Genomic DNA, 15,635 nt, shown 5'->3' with positions numbered 1-15,635 from the left:
CTGTACGCGGTCGACACCCGCCTGACGCTTCCTGACGCCATCAAATAAGGGCAGGCGATCCGTGACCGCCTGCCCCAACCCTCTTTTACGGGACCATCAAAAAGGGGGCATTGCTGCCCCCTCGCCGATCACGTCGTCAAACCAGCCAGTAGCGCAGCCCAAGGGACAGAAGCGTCAGGGCGAGCACGCTCGCAACCCATATCCCCACAAACCACCCCAGCTTCGTCAGCCGCGACCGCATCAGTGATAACCCTCGCTGCCGACCTTGCCCCGGAACACCCAATAGGCCCAGGCGGTATAGGCGAGGATGATGGGCACCAGCACCGCGCCGCCGATCAGCATGAAGAGCTGGCTGCGATAAGGGGCAGCCGCTTCCCAGATGGTGACGCGCTCTGGAATGACATAAGGCCAGATCGAGATGCCAAGACCCAGCAGGCACAGGCCGAACAGGGCGAGCGCCCAGAGGAAGGGCTGGGCGTCCTTGCGCTGGGAAAGGCTGCGGTAGAAGAGCGCGGTGACGATGATCGTCGCCAGCGGCACCTGCGCAGTGGCAAGCACACCCGGCCAAGCGAGCCAGCGGCTTTGATAACTGCCCTCCAGCGTCAGCGTGGCGAGGCTGACCGCGCCGATCACGACCAGCATCATGATGCCCAGCCGCCCGGCATAGGTCACCGCTTGTCGCTGCAAGCCGCCCTCGGTCTTCCAGTTAAGCCAGCAGGCGCCCAGCAGCGCATAGCCGACCATCAGGCCAAAGCCGGTCAGCAGCGAAAAGGGCGAGAGCCATTCCCACCAGCCGCCCGAATAGGCGCGACCCTCGACGCTGATGCCCTGCAGCAAGGCACCCAGCGCAATCCCTTGGGCAAAGGTGGCAACAGCGGACCCGCCGGTAAAGGCACGGTCCCACCAGGCACGATGCGCCGGGTCGCGCCAGCGAAACTCGAACGCCACGCCGCGCAGGACGAGGCCGAGCAGCATCGCGATCAACGGCGCATAAAGCGCGGGCAGGATGATGGCATAGGCCAGCGGAAAGGCCGCGAGCAGCCCGCCGCCGCCCAGCACCAGCCAGGTTTCATTGCCATCCCATACCGGCGCGATGCTGTTCATCGCGGTGTCGCGGTCCTTGCCGACTTTGAACAGCGGAAAGAGCAGGCCGATGCCGAGGTCGAACCCGTCCATCACGACATAGGCGATAATCGCAAAGCCGATGATGGCGGCCCAGATGACGGTCAGGTCGATCATGCTTCGCCTCCTTCGATGGCGGGTGCAGGGGTGATGCCTGCGGTGCGGATCGGCGCACCATCCAGCGTGCTTTCATGCGCCTGCGGCGGCTTCTTCATCAGGTGCAGCAGATACCAGATGCCCATGCCGAACACGCTGAAATAGACGATGACGAAAGCCAGCAGTGACGCCGCGACGGCGGGCGCATCCAGCGGCGAGGCGCTTTGCGCTGTGCGGAGCAGGCCGTAGACGGTGAAAGGCTGCCGCCCGACTTCGGTCACGATCCATCCCGCCAGCACAGCAACGAACCCCGATGGCCCCAGCACCAGTGCGGCGCGATGCAGCCACGGCCAGTCATGCAGCTTGCCGCGCCAGCGCGCGATCAGGCTCCACAAACCCAGCCCCAGCATCGCAAAACCGATGCCGACCATGACACGAAACGCCCAGAAGACGATCCCGACCGGCGGCTGATCAGCTTCCGGTACGGTGTCGAGGCCCTTCATGGGCGCATTGCGATCATGCTTGAGGATCAGCGACGATGCCTTGGGAATGGACAGGGCATAATCGACTCGCTTGTTGGCGCTGTCGGGGATGCCGAACAGGATGAGCGGTGCGCCGTCGGGATGGCTGTCATAATGGCCTTCCATCGCCATGACCTTGACCGGCTGATGCTCCAGCGTGTTGAGGCCATGCATGTCGCCTGCAAAAATCTGGATCGGCGCGACGATCGCCGCCATCCACATCGCCATGGAGAACATGGTCCGCGCGCCGGGGTTGGTCCGGTCCTTGAGCAGATGCCAGGCCCCCACGCCACCGACCGCAAAGGCAGTAGTCAAATAGGCCGCCAAAACAGTGTGGACCAGCCGATAGGGGAAACTAGGGTTGAATATGATCGCCATCCAGCTTGGGCCGGGCAAGAACTGGCCGTTCGCCCCCATCTCGAAACCCGTGGGTGTCTGCATCCAGCTATTGACCGACAATATCCAGAAGGCGGAGATGAAGGTGCCGATTGCGACCGCGCAGGTGGCTGCGAAGTGTAGCTTGCGCCCGACCTTGTTGATGCCGAACAGCATGACGCCCAGGAACCCAGCCTCCAGGAAGAAGGCGGTCAGCACTTCATAGGCCATGAGCGGCCCGATGACCGGCCCCGCCTTGTCGGAAAAGACCGACCAGTTGGTACCGAATTGATAGGACATGACGATGCCTGACACGACGCCCATGGCGAACACGACGGCGAAGATTTTGAGCCAGTAGCGAAAGAGATTGGCATAGACGCCCTTGCCGGTGGCGAGCCACAGCCCCTCCAGCACCATCAGAAAACTCGCAAGGCCGATCGAAAAGGCCGGGAACAGAAAGTGGAAACTGACCGTGAAGGCAAATTGCGCGCGGGCCAGGATCAGGGCGTCTACGGAGTCGAACATTAGGAATGTCCTTTCGCCCGACCTTCTATCAGACGGGCAGGGAGAAAGAGATAGGGCAGATTGTCAGAGGCCAGGTATAAATGCAGCAGCGCTGCGCCAGAGCATGTAGAGGGCGACGACGAAGATCAGGATCGCAAAGACGGTGGTCAGCCGCCCGGTCTTGGCCCCCAGCCGTTCGGCCAGCCGCGTGCCGCCGACGCTGCCGACGACCCCGCCCGTAACGAACACGGCCGCGAGCGGCCAGTCGATCAGCCCGGAAAAAGCATAGTTGGCTGCCGTGGTGAGCCCAAAGGCCGTCACCGCAACCAGCGACGTGCCGACCGCCATCAGCATCGGCATGCCGGTCGAAGCGACCAAGCCCGGCACGATCAGGAAGCCGCCGCCAATGCCGAAGAAGCCGGAGAACAGGCCCGACCCAAGGCCATAGCCCACCACCTTGGGCGCTTTTTCGCGATTGCATTCCGCGCCAGGATTGCCCGCATCGCCGCGCCCCTTGAGCATCAGTACGCCGACCAGCAGCATGACGAGCGCGAACAGGGCCAGCAATTTGTCGCCATCCACCATCTTGCCAAAGGTCGATCCGGCGAGCGCGCCGACGATGCCCGCAGCGGCATAGATGCCGCCGCAGCGCCATTTGACATGCTGGGCGCGGGCGTGGCTCGCCAGCCCGGTCGCGGCATTGAGGGCAACCGCCAATGCGCTGGTGCCGATGGCGACATGGGGGTTGGGCACGCCGACCAGATAGACCATCAATGGCACGGCCAGGATGGACCCGCCACCGCCGACCAGGCCCAGCACGAAGCCGACCAGGCTGCCCGACACGCCACCCAGCAGATATTGGGTCAGGTCCATCATGACTGCGACTCGATGGGCTGGGTCTTGACCATCCACTCGCGCCCCTTGAGCATCCCGTGCCAATAGACTGGCGGCAGGATGGTATCCTTGAGCAGCCAGGACAGGCGCGACGGGCGGGTGCCGTCGATCAGCCAGTTGGGAAAGCTCGGCATCAATTTGCCACCATAGCCGAATTCGGCCAGCACGATCTTGCCGGCCTCCACGGTCAACGGACAACTGCCATAGCCGTCATAGGCGGCCACCGGCGGATGGCCATCGAGCGCGGCCAGGGCGTTCACCGCGACGACCGGTGCCTGCTTGCGCGCGGCGGCCATCGTCTTGGCATTGGATGCGGAACAGGCATCGCCCAGCGCGAAGATATCGGGATAGACGGGGTGGCGCAGCGTCGCCTCATCCACCGCGACGAAACCGGAGGGGGTGGCAAGCAGACTGTTGCGGATGAAGTCGGGCGCGACCTGCGGGGGAACGACATGGATCATGTCATAGCGTTCCGCCACGCGCCTGACGCCATCGCCGTCCGCCTGCTCGAAAATGGCGGTCTTGGCCGGGCCATCAATCTCCACCAGCTTCGACCCGAAATTAAGGTGAATGCCGTAGCGGTCGACATAGTCCATCAGCGCTGGAACATAGGCGGCGACCCCGAACAGCGCTGGCCCGGCGGTGTGGAATTGCACGTCGCTATGCGCCAGCACGCCCGCCTTTTCCCAGCGGTGGCAGGACAGATACATCGCCTTTTGCGGGGCGCCCGCGCATTTGATCGGCATCGGCGGCTGGGTGAAGAGCGCGCGTCCGCCCTTGAACGCTTTGGCCAGGCGATTGGTATAGGGGGCCAGATCGTAGCGATAATTGGACGTGACGCCATCATGGCCCAACGCATCGGCAAGGCCGGGAATGGCGTTCCAGTCGAGCTTGATGCCGGGGCAGACGATCAACACACCATAGCCGATCCGCCGCCCGTCATCGAGCAGCACCTGTTTGTCATCGGGCAGGAAGCTATTGGCCGATCCTTTGATCCAGGTCGCGCCGCTCGGAATAAGGTGCGCCTCGCTGCGCCGGGTAAAGCCGCTGTCGAACACGCCTGCGCCCACCATCGTCCAGCCGGGCTGGTAATAATGATCGTCGCTCGGTTCGATGATGGCGAGGCGGATGCCCCGGCGGCGCTTGAGGATGCTGGCGGCCGTGGCGATCCCGGCGCTGCCGCCACCGATGATCAGGATATCATAAGGGGCGGCACGGGGTCCGGCGATCAGTGCATCCGCCATCGCTGTCAGTTTTTCGGCGCGGGCGCCCGACCGACAATAGCCCAGCACAGGGCCGGGGAGCGTGTCGAGCGCGTAGCGCATCTCCTGCGCATCGGCATCGGTCATCGCGCCGGGGGTTACGGGGATATGCGCGAAGGCGAGGCCTGCGGCTCTGGCGACGGCACCGATGTCCGCAGCGGTCGGCTGGCCATCCTCCTCGCCATCGGGGCGGTTGCAGATGATCGCGCGAAAGCCCTCGCGCGCGGCCTGTTCGACATCGTGCGGCGTCAGTTGCGGGGCCGTGCCGAAGGCTGGGGTCAGCCGCTTGATATCCATGATGATCCTCCTTGGTCCGGCGTGCCGGTTATGTTCTTGACGTGACGCGGTGCAGCGCCATGCCGCCCAGCATGGCCAGCACGAAGGGAGCCACCGCCACCGGGGCGAGCGCCAGGCTGGCGAGGGCGGGGCCGGGGCACAGGCCGCCTATGCCCCAGCCGATGCCAAACAGGATCGCGCCCAGCGCGAGCTTCCCGTCGATCCCGCGTGTTTCGGGCAGATTGAACTGCTGATCGGCGAAGGGGCGGTCGGTCCGCTTCTGCACCAGCCAGGCAAGTGCCATCGGAATCATCGCGCCGCCCATGACGAAGGCCAGCGTCGGATCCCATGGTCCCAACAGGTTGAGGAAGGCGCGCACCCGCATCGGATCGGCCATGCCCGACAAGGCAAGGCCCGCGCCGAACAGCGAACCGGACAATAGCGCAAGGATGATCCGCATCACAAAAGCCCCGCCAGCCGCAGGATCGCCACGGTGGCAAAACCGCTGCCCATGAACAAAGCGGTGGCGGTGAGCGAGCGGCGTGACAGGCGCGACACGCCGCATACGCCATGGCCGCTGGTGCAGCCTGATCCGAGCCGCGTGCCGTACCCGACGATCAGGCCAGCGACGATCAACAGGACGGGTGCGGGATAGCTGGCCGGGACGCCCCCCGACAGCAGCGCTACGACCAGCGCGCCCAACGGCAAGCCGATGATGAAGGCGATGGCGACGCTGCGTGGCGCACCGCCCTGCGACAGGCCTGTGGCGCGCGCCGCAAGTCCGCTGACGCCCGCGATCCGGCCGAGGCCGAGCAGCATGATCGCCGCCGCCACGCCGATCATCAGCCCGCCGATAAGGCCCGCCACCGGCTGGGCATCGGGAAAGCCGGGGATCATAGCTGGTTCACCGGGATTTTGAGATAGGCGACGCCATTATCCTCGGCGACCGGCAGATGGCCCGCGCGCATATTGACCTGAACCGAGGGCAGGATCAGGCGCGGCATATCCAGCGTGGCGTCGCGCGCTTCGCGCATCGCGACGAATTCGTCTTCGGATATGCCGTCATGGGCGTGGATATTGGCCCGCCGCTCTTCCGCCACGGTCGTTTCCCAGACATAATGGTCGCGGCCTTCGGGCAGATAGTCATGGCACAGGAAGAGCCGGGTTTCCGGCGGCAGTTCCAGCAACCGACGCATCGACCGGAACAAGGTGCGCGCGTCGCCGCCGGGGAAGTCGGCTCGCGCGGTGCCATAATCGGGCATGAACATGGTATCACCCACGAACACCGCATCGCCGATCACATAAGCGACGCAGGCCGGCGTGTGGCCCGGCACATGCAGCACCGTGACCGACAGATTGCCGATCGCAAAACTGTCACCATCGGCCCACAGATGATCGAAGTCCGATCCGTCGCGCGGGAATTCCGCGCCGACGTTGAACAGCGTGCCGAACATATGCTGCACTTCGCAGATATGCGCGCCGATCGCGATCTTCCCGCCCAGCTTCTGCTGGAGATAGGGGGCGGCCGAGAGGTGATCGGCATGGGCGTGGGTTTCCAGATGCCAATCGACGGTCAGCCCCTGCTCCTCGACATAGGCGATCACCGGGTCGGCGGACTGAACATTCGTGCGGCCGGAGGCGGGGTCATAGGTCATCACGCTGTCGATCACGGCGGCGCGCAGCGTCTGCGCATCATGCACGACATAGGTCACGGTGAAGGTCGGCGGATCGAAAAAGGCCTTGATCACGGGCACGCCTTCGCGGGCGGCGAGGATTTGCGTTTGGGCTTTGGTCAGTGCGGGGTCGGACATGCGACTCTCCTTTAGTTTCATATTTACATGAACCATGTATATGTATACAACGAGGTCGTCAAGGGGTTGCCTCCGGGCGATCAGGATTGCAGGAAAGCAGGCATGAGCGAAGTGATGACAGATGGGCGGCGGCCGGTGCGGATCGGCGACATGGCCCCCGATTTCCGCGCACGATCAACAAGGGGCGATTTTCAACTCTCGGCACTGCGCGGCCAATGGGTGATCTTCTTTTCACACCCCGCCGACTTCACGCCGGTATGCAGCACAGAATTCGCGGCATTGGCGCGACGGCAGGCGGATTTCGACGCGCTCGGCTGCAAGCTAGTGGGCCTGTCGGTCGACAGCCTCTACGCCCATATCGCCTGGGTTCGCGCGTTGCGCGATCTGTTCGGTGTGGCGATCGACTTTCCGATCATCGAAGACCCCAGCATGGCGGTCGGCCGCGCCTATGGCATGATCGATGACGCCGCCATCGACAGCATGGCAATGCGATCGACCTTCTTCATAGACCCCCAGGGCATCATCCGCGCGACGACCTGCTATCCGCATAATGTCGGCCGTTCGGTCGACGAGATGCTGCGCCTGTTGCGCGCATTGCAGCGAGTTGATGGCGCAAACAGCCTGACACCCGAAGGCTGGGCGGAAGGACAGCCGCTGCTATTGCCTGCCACCGAAGGCAACCAGGATGCGCCCGATTGGTTCTGCCGGTTCGAGCCATCAGCATGAGCGCGCTCCACGCCGATCGCGATGCCGCGGCGATGGCCGCCGAAAAGATCAAGGTTTTCGCCCAGCCGCAGAGGTTGATGATCCTGTCCTGCCTGTTGCGCGGCGAACGGAATGTGAGCGAAATCGCCGATATCACCGGCATCGGCCAGCCCGCACTCAGCCAGCAACTGGCCGAACTGCGCCGCGCCGATCTGGTGCAGAACCGCAAGGAAGCCAAGCAGGTGTGGTACATGCTTGCCGACGACGGCGTGGCACTATGCGTGCGCAATATCGAGGCGATCTTCGGCGGCGTCGGCGCACCGCTTTTGCCAGCCGTCGAATCGATAGCCTCATCGGCACCGCCCGCCGATGGCGTGGCAGCTTTCGCCCGCATTCTGGGATGATCACGCTGGCGGCAAGCGCCAACGCGATGGCGCTAGGCGATTGTTTCTTCCGGCCAGTATAGCTTCATTGGATTGTCGATCAGCAATTTGCGTTGTAACTCTGCCGTTGGCGCGATGCGTGGGATCATGTCGACCAGATGCCCGTCGTCGGGGATGGCGTCCTGCATATTGGGGTGGGGCCAGTCAGTGCCCCACAGAACCCGGTCCTGATAGTCGGCGACCAATGGCGCGACCGCATCGGCGAAGGCGTTCCATGGCGCGCCATTGGGATCGAGGCGGTCGGGACAGGTCGCCTTGAACCAGATGTCGTCGCGGGAATCGAGAAAGGTGCGAAAGGCCTTCATATCCGCGCCGTCCGGCCCCTGGGAAACGTCGGGGCGGCCCATATGGTCGATCACCAGCGGCACGGGTATGGCGTCCATGAAGGGACGCAGCTCTTCCAATATGTCCGCCTCGAAATAGATGACGACATGCCAGCCTACAGGCAGGCGGCTCGCGACTTCCAAAAACTTGTCCTTGGGAGCATCATCGACCAGGCGCTTGAGGAAATTGAAGCGGATGCCGCGGATGCCGCCGTCATGGAGGGCGGCAAGATCAGCGTCCGAAATGGCGGGATCGACAACAGCGACGCCCCGTGCTTTGCCGTTGGACTTGGCGATGGCTTCCAGCGTCGCGCTATTGTCGGTGCCGTGGCAGCTCGCCTGGACGATGACGTTGCGGGCAAAGCCCAGATGGTCGCGCAGGGCGAACAGCATATCTGGTCCGGCGTCTTCCGGGAGATATTTCGCCTTCGCGCTGAACGGGAAGTCCGCCATCGGCCCGAACACATGGCAGTGCGCATCAATCGCGCCGGGCGGGGGAGTGTAGAGCGGCTTGGATGGGTTGCCGTGCCAAGAGATGATGCGGTCACTCATGCGAAAATCTCTCCATCCATCAATTTGCGGGCGGTGCGCAGAATGGCGGCGCTAGTGACCGTGCCGCTCTCGTCCAGTTCCATGACGCAGGTGGTTTCACCGGTGGGATGTTCTACCGATAGCGTCTTGCGCGAACCATCGGGGATGTTGGCGACTTCGGCGGCGGGCGACCCTTCGATCAGGCAGGCGGTGGCGACGCTGACCGCGCCCAGCACGCCGATCGACGCATGGGCGCGATGGGGGATGAAGCTGCGTACTGTGACGGCGCCGCCATTACGGGGCGGGGCGACCAGCATCATCTTGGGCACCGACTTTTCCGTGACGTCGCCAAGGTTCATGCGTTCGCCGACAGCGAGGCGGATCTTTTCGATGCGGGCCTTCAAGTCGCTGTCCTTGTCCAGCGTATCGCGATCCTCATAGCCGGTAATCCCGACATCGCGCGCCTGCATGACGACGCAGGGCATGCCATTGTCGATCAGGGTGAGGCGGACCCCCTCGACTTCGTCATAGGCGTTGCCGGTCGGCAGCAGCGCGCCGCAGGAGGAACCGGCGGTATCGCGAAATTCCAGCGGGATGGGCGCGGCGCTGCCCGGCACGCCGTCGATGCGAGCATCGCCCTCATAGCGGACGATGCCGCCGGGCGTCTGAACGGTGGCGATGGCGATCTGGCCGGTATTTTCCATGAAGATGGCGACACGCGTTTCGCTTTGCTGCGCGGCGACGAGGCCGCGCTCGATCGCGAAGGGACCGATCCCGGCGAGAATATTGCCGCAATTCTGCGCGTCGCTGACGATCGCCTGATCGACGAAGACCTGCAGGAAGAGATAGTCGATATCGACGCCATCCCTGGCAGATTTCTTCACCACCGCGACCTTGCTGGTCAGCGGATCGGCACCACCCATGCCATCGATCTGACGCGGGTCGGGCGACCCCATGGCGCGCAGGAGGAAGGCGTCGCGGGCGGCGGTGTCGGCGGGGAGATCGTCGGCCAGGAAATAGCCGCCCTTCGACGTGCCGCCGCGCATCCACATGACCTTAGCGGAGGCAGGGGTCTCAGACATATTTAAGGCCCATTTCTTCGAGGCGGGGGCGCATATTATAGATGTCGAGGCCGAGTTCTCCAGCGGCCAGGCGGACGCGCTTGGCTTCTTCGGCGGCTTCGCGAGCCTGTGCCTTCTCCAGCACGGCAATGGCGTCGGCGCGCGGCACGACGCACACGCCGTCATCGTCAGCGATGATCACGTCGCCTGCGTTGACCAGCGCATTGGCGCAGACGATCGGGACATTAACCGACCCCAGCGTGCCTTTGATCGTGCCTTGGGCGTGGACCGCTTTCGACCAGACCGGGAAATTCATCTGCTTCAAGTCGCGCAGGTCGCGGACGCCTGCGTCGATGATCAGGCCGCGACAGCCGCGCGCCTGGGCGGACGTCGCGAGCAGGTCGCCGAAATAGCCATCGGTGCAGGGGCTGGTCGGCGCGAGGACGAGGATGTCGCCTTCCTTGAGCTGTTCGATCGCGACATGAACCATCCAATTGTCGCCGGGAGGGGCGGAGATGGTGACGGCGCTGCCCGCGATGCGGGCACCGGGATAGATGGGGCGCATGTGCGGGGCGAGCAGGCCGGTGCGGCCCTGGGCTTCATGGACGGTGGCGACGCCGCACTGGGCGAGGCCATCAATGACGGAAAGGTCCGCCCGTTCGATATTCTGGACGACGATGCCGGACATGGGCGCTTGCTCCTCTTTCCTAAACCGGACAGCGAAGTGGACAATAGTTGCGCATTTCTCAAATCCGTTCTGGCGCAGGCGCATAAAATTTTGCTAATTGTCAAAAATGCAGGTCGATCAGTTCAATATCCGGCATCTCGCCGCGATGGTCGCGGTGGTTGAACAAGGCAGCGTCAGCCTGGCGGCGCGGGCGGTGAACCTGACCCAGCCTGCGGTAACGCAGGGCATTGCCAAGCTGGAGACGCAACTGGGCGCGGCTTTGTTCGAGCGGCGGCCAGGTGGGATGGTGCCGACACCCGTAGCCCTGCGCTTCAAACCGCGTGTCGATGTGGCGTTGCGATTGATCGGCAGCAGCCGGGTAACGGCCACGCAGATCCGCGCCTTCGTGGCGCTCGCGCGCGGCGGCAGCTATGCGGCGGCGGCGGTGCAGGCTGGAGTGGCCGAGCCGTCGCTGCACCGCGCGGTCGGTGATCTGGGACTGGCGCTGGGGGTGCGCCTTGCCGAGCGGCGGGGGCGAGGCCTGATGCTGACCCGCGCGGGCGTGATGCTGGCGCGACGATTGCGGCTGGCGCTGGCGGAGTTGCGACAGGGACTGGAAGAAATTGCCGAGCTGACCGGGAAGGATAGCGGCCGGATATTGGTTGGGGCGATGCCGCTCAGCCGGGCCCGTCTGCTACCGCTGGCCATTACCAGTTTCCGACGGGACTTTCCGCAGGTCGATATTTCCGTTGTCGAAGGCTCCTATGCCGAGCTTGCGGGACCATTGCGCGATGGCGAGATCGACATGATGGTTGGTGCGTTGCGGGATGCGAGCATTGGGCAGGATCTGGTCCAACGTCCCTTGTTTGAGGACCGGCCGACCATCTTCGCGAGAGCGGGACACCCGCTGGAGCAGGGCTGGAATGGCGATGATCTGCGGCGTTTCCCCTGGATATTGCCGCCCGAAGGCACGCCGCTTCGGCAATTATGGCAGGCGATGTTCGCGGCGCTGGGCGGTGACTTGCCTGCCGTGCCGATCGAGTGCGGGTCGGTGATGACGGTGCGGCAATTGCTGGTGAGCGGCGACTATCTCACCTTGCTGTCGGTCGATCAGTTGCGCGTCGAACTGGATAACGGGATGCTGGCCGATATCGGTCCGGCACCCGGCGAGATAAGCCGTACCATCGGCGTCACCAGTCGCGCCGATTGGCGACCGACCCGGCTGCAGCAACAGTTCATGGCGGCGATCGAACAGGCGGTCGCAACCATGAGTTCGTAAAATCTTATGACATGCCCCCGGATATGATTGGTCGTGCGGGATACAATCCGGCATGTCCTTTCCTATGGAGCAGGAAGTCGGTCTTATCGGGTTTGGCGAGGCGGGGTCCACCTTTGCGCGGGCGGGGGACTGGGCTGCGGCCGCCCATGTTTATGACGCCAAGACCGATGCTGCTGCCACGCGCGATGCCATGCTGGCGGCTTATATGCAGGCGGGTGTGCTGCCTGCGCGCTTTCTGGAAGATGCGCTGGATGGCGTCGGCCTGATCCTGTCGCTGGTGACGGCGGACCAAGCGCTGGCCGTGGCCGAGGCTGCGGCGGCGATGATTGCGCCAGGCGCGCTCTATTGCGACATGAACAGCGTCGCGCCGCAGACCAAGCAGGCCGCGGCACGCGCGATCGAGGCGGCGGGTGCGCATTATGTCGATGTGGCGGTCATGGCGCCGGTCGATCCGGCGCGGTTGAATGTCCCCCTGTTGTTGAGCGGCGAACGCGCTGACGAAGCGCAGGCGCGGCTGGCGGCGCTGGGCTTTGCCAAGATCCGCATCGTCGGTGCCGATGTCGGGCGGGCATCGTCGATCAAGATGATCCGCTCCGTCATGGTAAAGGGGATGGAAGCGCTGACCGCCGAATGTGTGCTGGCAGCCGAAGCGGCGGATGTGCTGGACGAGGTGCTGGCGTCGCTCGACGCGAGCGAGAAGGCGAAGCCGTGGGCGGAGCGGGCCGACTATAATCTCGACCGGATGCTGGTGCATGGCCTGCGCCGTGCAGCCGAGATGGAGGAAGTGGTCAAGACGCTCGAAGGGCTTGGCACGGGTGCTGCAATGACGCGCGGCACGGTGGCGCGGCAGCGGGCGATCGGGGCGCTGGGGATGAAGATAGTGCCGGAGGGGTTGGGCGCGAAGATTGGGGCGGTTTCTTCCAATGTCATTCCCGCGCAGTCAGACATCCATCTTGCCACCTCGCGACAAGAGGAACTGCTGGGAGATGGGTTCCCGCCTTCGCGGGAATGACGGGGGTTTTGGGGCGGGCGTGGTGCGCTGTCGCCTGAGACCCCAGCCTTCGCTGGGGTGACGAAGTGAGTTGGAGATGAGGACGCGATGAGCCTGATTATCGATTGCCACGGCCATTATACGGTGTTGCCAAAGGGGCATGACGCCTGGCGGGAAGAGCAGAAGGCGGCGTTCAAGGCTGGCACGCCCTGTCCGCCCTATCCCGACATCAGCGACGCGGAAATTCGCGAGACGATCGAGGCGAACCAGCTGCGCCTGATCAAGGAGCGCGGCGCGGACCTGACGATCTTTTCGCCGCGCGCGTCGGCCATGGCCCCGCATGTCGGCGACGAGGCGATGGCCAAGGAATGGGCGATGCGCTGCAACGACCTGATCGCGCGGGTGGTGGCGATGTTCCCCGAAACCTTCGTCGGCGTGTGCATGTTGCCGCAGTCGCCCAAGGCCGACATGAGCAACAGCATCGCCGAGCTGGAACGCTGCGTCAAGATGGGCTTCATCGGCTGCAACCTCAATCCCGATCCGGGCGGCGGGCATTTCACCCATCCGCCGCTGACCGACCGTTACTGGTATCCCTTCTACGAAAAGATGGTCGAGCTGGACGTGCCCGCGATGATCCATGTGTCGGGCAGCTGTAATCCCGCGATGCACGCGACCGGCGGCTATTATATCGCTGCTGACACCATCGCCTTCATGCAATTGCTGCAAGGCGATCTGTTCAAGGATTTCCCGACGCTGCGCTTCATCATCCCACATGGCGGCGGCGCGGTGCCCTATCATTGGGGGCGCTATCGCGGGTTAGCCGACATGCTCAAGAAGCCGGACCTGTCGAGCCATCTGATGAACAATATCTTCTTCGACACCTGCGTCTATCATCAGCCGGGCGTCAATCTGCTCGCCGACGTGATCGACAACAAGAATATCTTGTTCGGGTCGGAAATGGTCGGCGCGGTGCGCGGCATCGATCCGACCACTGGCCATTATTTCGACGACACCAAACGCTATGTCGATGCGCTGGAGATCAGCGATGCCGAGCGCGCCGCAATTTTCGAGGGCAATGCCCGCCGGGTGTTCCCGCGCCTTGATGCCCAGTTGAAGGAGAAGGGACTATGATAACAGAAGATCCCAAGCACCAGGATATCCATGAATATCTGGCCGAGATGGAAGATATCCCCGGCACCCGTGTCTTCACCGCCAAGCGGGCGCGGCAGGGCTATCATATGAACCAGTTTGCGATGAGCCTGATGAAGGACGAGAACCGCGCCCGGTTCAAGGCCGATGAGCGCGCCTATATGGACGAATGGCCGCTGACCGAGGATCAGAAGGAAGCGATGCTCGCGCGCGATTATAATCGCTGCCTCGATCTGGGCGGCAATGTCTATTTTCTGGCGAAGCTGTTTTCGACCGATGGCATTCCGTTCGCCGAAGCCGTCAGCACGATGACGGACATGGAATTCCCGCAATATCGCGAGATGATGATGAACGGTGGCCGTTCGCCCGAAGGCGTGCGGTCGATCAGGGCCAATGAAGCTGCGGCTGCGGCCAAGAATGAGGATCGCTGATATGGCGCGAATTACTGCTGGCGTGGCGTCAAGCCATGTGCCGCTGCTGGGTGTGGCGTCGGACTTCAACAAGGATCGGGACGAGTATTTCGGCCCCATTTTCGCGGGCTATGACTGGACCCGTGAATGGGAGAAGGCGGAAAAGCCCGATGTCATCATCCTGGTCTATAACGACCATGCGTCGGCCTTCGACATGAAGATCATCCCCACTTTCGCTATCGGTTGTGGCGAGCGCTACAAGTCCGCCGACGAAGGCTGGGGGCCGCGCGCCGTGCCGGATGTCGAGGGGCATCCCGACCTTGCCTGGCATATCGCGCAGAGCCTGGTGCTGGACGAATTCGACATGACCATCATCAACGAGATGGATGTCGACCATGGCCTGACCGTGCCGCTCAGCATGATGTTCGGCAAGCCCGACGCCTGGCCGTGCAAGGTCGTGCCGCTGGCCGTCAACGTCGTCACCTATCCGCCGCCATCGGGCAATCGCTGCTGGGCGCTGGGCGAGGCGGTGCGCAAGGCGGTCGAGAGTTTCCCCGAAGATCTGAACGTGCAGATCTGGGGCACCGGCGGCATGAGCCATCAGTTGCAAGGGCCACGCGCGGGCCTGATCAACAAGGAATGGGACAATAAATTCCTGGACGGGCTGATCGGCGACAGCGACCATCTGCGTCGGATTCCGCATATCGAATATCTGCGCGAAACAGGCAGCGAAGGCATCGAGATGGTGATGTGGCTGGTGATGCGCGGGGCGCTGGGCAAGAAGACCCGCGCGCTGCATCGCCATTATCATGTGCCCTGTTCCAATACTGCGATCGGCCATATGGTGCTGCGCCCGGATAATGGCGAAGGGCTGGACATGACCGGCAGCGATACGGTGACGGCGATCGCGGCGGAGTAAGCCTCTTCATGATGGGTGCAGGCTCGCTTCGCTTGCACCCACCCCTTCCCCCTCCCTTGAAAGGGAGGGCTTAAATAGACGGAGTTTCTCATGCGTATTGCCCTGGCTGGTGCCGGTGCCTTTGGCGAAAAGCATCTGGATGGCCTCAAGAATATCGTTGGCGTGACGGTGACGTCGCTGGTCGGTCGTCGGCTGGATGCGACCCAGGCGATTGCCGATAAATATGGCATTGACCATGCGACCACCGAATTGGCCGACACTCTGGCCCGCGACGATGTCGATGCAGTGATCCTGTG

At 63.5% G+C, this 15,635-nt stretch carries 18 protein-coding genes; 8 read left to right on the top strand and 10 right to left on the bottom strand.

Annotated elements, in window-relative coordinates:
• Nucleotides 1-240 precede the first annotated feature (240 nt).
• From cydB to J2W40_RS18725, 7 genes are all read right to left on the bottom strand, one after another.
• A complete protein-coding gene (gene cydB, locus J2W40_RS18755) occupies nt 241-1,239 on the bottom strand; it encodes a cytochrome d ubiquinol oxidase subunit II (protein ID WP_310227490.1) in 999 nt (332 codons plus the stop codon).
• Complete coding sequence (locus tag J2W40_RS18750; RefSeq protein WP_310227489.1) at nt 1,236-2,639, bottom strand: cytochrome ubiquinol oxidase subunit I; 1,404 nt, start codon at nt 2,637-2,639, stop codon at nt 1,236-1,238. The genes cydB and J2W40_RS18750 overlap by 4 nt, the downstream gene beginning before the upstream one ends.
• A 63-nt stretch (nt 2,640-2,702) precedes the next feature.
• Entirely contained in the window at nt 2,703-3,494 is a 792-nt protein-coding gene (locus tag J2W40_RS18745; RefSeq protein WP_310227488.1) for a sulfite exporter TauE/SafE family protein, read from the bottom strand.
• Nucleotides 3,491-5,071 carry a bifunctional protein tyrosine phosphatase family protein/NAD(P)/FAD-dependent oxidoreductase gene (locus J2W40_RS18740; RefSeq protein ID WP_310227487.1) on the bottom strand — a complete coding sequence of 527 codons (1,581 nt, stop codon included), beginning with the start codon at nt 5,069-5,071 and terminating at the stop codon, nt 3,491-3,493. Before J2W40_RS18740 ends, J2W40_RS18745 begins: the two co-directional genes overlap by 4 nt.
• A gap of 28 nt (nt 5,072-5,099) precedes the next feature.
• The gene (locus J2W40_RS18735) at nt 5,100-5,510 is read right to left on the bottom strand and encodes a DUF6691 family protein (protein WP_310227486.1); all 411 of its coding nucleotides are present in this window, start codon (nt 5,508-5,510) and stop codon (nt 5,100-5,102) included.
• Nucleotides 5,510-5,947: a YeeE/YedE family protein gene (locus J2W40_RS18730; protein WP_310227485.1), complete on the bottom strand. Its 438-nt coding sequence runs from the start codon at nt 5,945-5,947 to the stop codon at nt 5,510-5,512. The genes J2W40_RS18735 and J2W40_RS18730 overlap by 1 nt, the downstream gene beginning before the upstream one ends.
• Nucleotides 5,944-6,861, bottom strand: coding sequence for an MBL fold metallo-hydrolase (locus tag J2W40_RS18725; protein ID WP_310227484.1), 918 nt, complete (start codon nt 6,859-6,861; stop codon nt 5,944-5,946). The genes J2W40_RS18730 and J2W40_RS18725 overlap by 4 nt, the downstream gene beginning before the upstream one ends.
• Nucleotides 6,862-6,963: 102 nt before the next feature.
• On the opposite strand from J2W40_RS18725, the gene J2W40_RS18720 reads away from it, so the two are divergent.
• Both J2W40_RS18720 and J2W40_RS18715 read left to right on the top strand, forming a co-directional pair.
• On the top strand, nt 6,964-7,587 hold the full coding sequence (locus tag J2W40_RS18720; protein ID WP_310227483.1) for a peroxiredoxin: 624 nt from the start codon (nt 6,964-6,966) through the stop codon (nt 7,585-7,587).
• A complete protein-coding gene (locus J2W40_RS18715) occupies nt 7,584-7,970 on the top strand; it encodes an ArsR/SmtB family transcription factor (RefSeq protein WP_310227482.1) in 387 nt (128 codons plus the stop codon). The genes J2W40_RS18720 and J2W40_RS18715 overlap by 4 nt, the downstream gene beginning before the upstream one ends.
• 32 nt (nt 7,971-8,002) lie before the next feature.
• Here the strand turns inward: J2W40_RS18715 and J2W40_RS18710 are convergent, their stop codons facing one another.
• From J2W40_RS18710 to ligK, 3 genes are read right to left on the bottom strand one after another with little or no spacing between them, the layout of a single operon-like run.
• Entirely contained in the window at nt 8,003-8,884 is an 882-nt protein-coding gene (locus J2W40_RS18710; protein WP_310227481.1) for an amidohydrolase family protein, read from the bottom strand.
• Nucleotides 8,881-9,945 carry a 4-oxalomesaconate tautomerase gene (locus J2W40_RS18705; protein WP_310227480.1) on the bottom strand — a complete coding sequence of 355 codons (1,065 nt, stop codon included), beginning with the start codon at nt 9,943-9,945 and terminating at the stop codon, nt 8,881-8,883. The genes J2W40_RS18710 and J2W40_RS18705 overlap by 4 nt, the downstream gene beginning before the upstream one ends.
• Nucleotides 9,938-10,612 (bottom strand): 4-carboxy-4-hydroxy-2-oxoadipate aldolase/oxaloacetate decarboxylase, encoded by a 675-nt coding sequence (gene ligK, locus J2W40_RS18700; protein ID WP_310227479.1) that lies wholly within the window; start codon nt 10,610-10,612, stop codon nt 9,938-9,940. The genes J2W40_RS18705 and ligK overlap by 8 nt, the downstream gene beginning before the upstream one ends.
• A 106-nt stretch (nt 10,613-10,718) precedes the next feature.
• On the opposite strand from ligK, the gene J2W40_RS18695 reads away from it, so the two are divergent.
• The 6 genes from J2W40_RS18695 to J2W40_RS18670 form a co-directional block, all read left to right on the top strand.
• The gene (locus J2W40_RS18695) at nt 10,719-11,870 is read left to right on the top strand and encodes a LysR family transcriptional regulator (protein ID WP_310227478.1); all 1,152 of its coding nucleotides are present in this window, start codon (nt 10,719-10,721) and stop codon (nt 11,868-11,870) included.
• Nucleotides 11,871-11,934: 64 nt separating this feature from the next.
• The gene (locus J2W40_RS18690) at nt 11,935-12,882 is read left to right on the top strand and encodes an NAD(P)-dependent oxidoreductase (protein ID WP_310227502.1); all 948 of its coding nucleotides are present in this window, start codon (nt 11,935-11,937) and stop codon (nt 12,880-12,882) included.
• Between the two features lie 87 nt (nt 12,883-12,969).
• Complete coding sequence (locus J2W40_RS18685) at nt 12,970-13,992, top strand: amidohydrolase family protein (protein WP_310227477.1); 1,023 nt, start codon at nt 12,970-12,972, stop codon at nt 13,990-13,992.
• Nucleotides 13,989-14,441, top strand: coding sequence for a protocatechuate 4,5-dioxygenase subunit alpha (gene ligA, locus J2W40_RS18680; protein ID WP_310227476.1), 453 nt, complete (start codon nt 13,989-13,991; stop codon nt 14,439-14,441). The genes J2W40_RS18685 and ligA overlap by 4 nt, the downstream gene beginning before the upstream one ends.
• Nucleotide 14,442: 1 nt before the next feature.
• Nucleotides 14,443-15,339: a class III extradiol dioxygenase subunit beta gene (locus J2W40_RS18675; RefSeq protein WP_069064067.1), complete on the top strand. Its 897-nt coding sequence runs from the start codon at nt 14,443-14,445 to the stop codon at nt 15,337-15,339.
• Between the two features lie 90 nt (nt 15,340-15,429).
• The coding region (locus J2W40_RS18670; RefSeq protein WP_310227475.1) for a Gfo/Idh/MocA family oxidoreductase at nt 15,430-15,635 on the top strand (206 nt) is incomplete at its 3' end.

This window comes from Sphingobium xenophagum (assembly GCF_031457465.1).
Lineage (GTDB): Bacteria > Pseudomonadota > Alphaproteobacteria > Sphingomonadales > Sphingomonadaceae > Sphingobium > Sphingobium xenophagum_A.
This window is presented reverse-complemented; position numbering and strand designations above follow the sequence as displayed.

Coding starts and splice junctions, on each gene's coding strand:
- J2W40_RS18725 (WP_310227484.1), bottom strand. CDS start 6,861: ATGTCCGACCCCGCACTGACCAAAGCCCAAACGCAAATCCTCGCCGCC.
- J2W40_RS18750 (WP_310227489.1), bottom strand. CDS start 2,639: ATGTTCGACTCCGTAGACGCCCTGATCCTGGCCCGCGCGCAATTTGCC.
- J2W40_RS18690 (WP_310227502.1), top strand. CDS start 11,935: ATGGAGCAGGAAGTCGGTCTTATCGGGTTTGGCGAGGCGGGGTCCACC.
- J2W40_RS18705 (WP_310227480.1), bottom strand. CDS start 9,945: ATGTCTGAGACCCCTGCCTCCGCTAAGGTCATGTGGATGCGCGGCGGC.
- J2W40_RS18740 (WP_310227487.1), bottom strand. CDS start 5,071: ATGGATATCAAGCGGCTGACCCCAGCCTTCGGCACGGCCCCGCAACTG.
- J2W40_RS18710 (WP_310227481.1), bottom strand. CDS start 8,884: ATGAGTGACCGCATCATCTCTTGGCACGGCAACCCATCCAAGCCGCTC.
- J2W40_RS18720 (WP_310227483.1), top strand. CDS start 6,964: ATGAGCGAAGTGATGACAGATGGGCGGCGGCCGGTGCGGATCGGCGAC.
- J2W40_RS18745 (WP_310227488.1), bottom strand. CDS start 3,494: ATGATGGACCTGACCCAATATCTGCTGGGTGGCGTGTCGGGCAGCCTG.
- J2W40_RS18695 (WP_310227478.1), top strand. CDS start 10,719: ATGCAGGTCGATCAGTTCAATATCCGGCATCTCGCCGCGATGGTCGCG.
- J2W40_RS18685 (WP_310227477.1), top strand. CDS start 12,970: ATGAGCCTGATTATCGATTGCCACGGCCATTATACGGTGTTGCCAAAG.
- cydB (WP_310227490.1), bottom strand. CDS start 1,239: ATGATCGACCTGACCGTCATCTGGGCCGCCATCATCGGCTTTGCGATT.
- J2W40_RS18730 (WP_310227485.1), bottom strand. CDS start 5,947: ATGATCCCCGGCTTTCCCGATGCCCAGCCGGTGGCGGGCCTTATCGGC.
- ligK (WP_310227479.1), bottom strand. CDS start 10,612: ATGTCCGGCATCGTCGTCCAGAATATCGAACGGGCGGACCTTTCCGTC.
- J2W40_RS18735 (WP_310227486.1), bottom strand. CDS start 5,510: ATGCGGATCATCCTTGCGCTATTGTCCGGTTCGCTGTTCGGCGCGGGC.
- J2W40_RS18715 (WP_310227482.1), top strand. CDS start 7,584: ATGAGCGCGCTCCACGCCGATCGCGATGCCGCGGCGATGGCCGCCGAA.
- ligA (WP_310227476.1), top strand. CDS start 13,989: ATGATAACAGAAGATCCCAAGCACCAGGATATCCATGAATATCTGGCC.
- J2W40_RS18675 (WP_069064067.1), top strand. CDS start 14,443: ATGGCGCGAATTACTGCTGGCGTGGCGTCAAGCCATGTGCCGCTGCTG.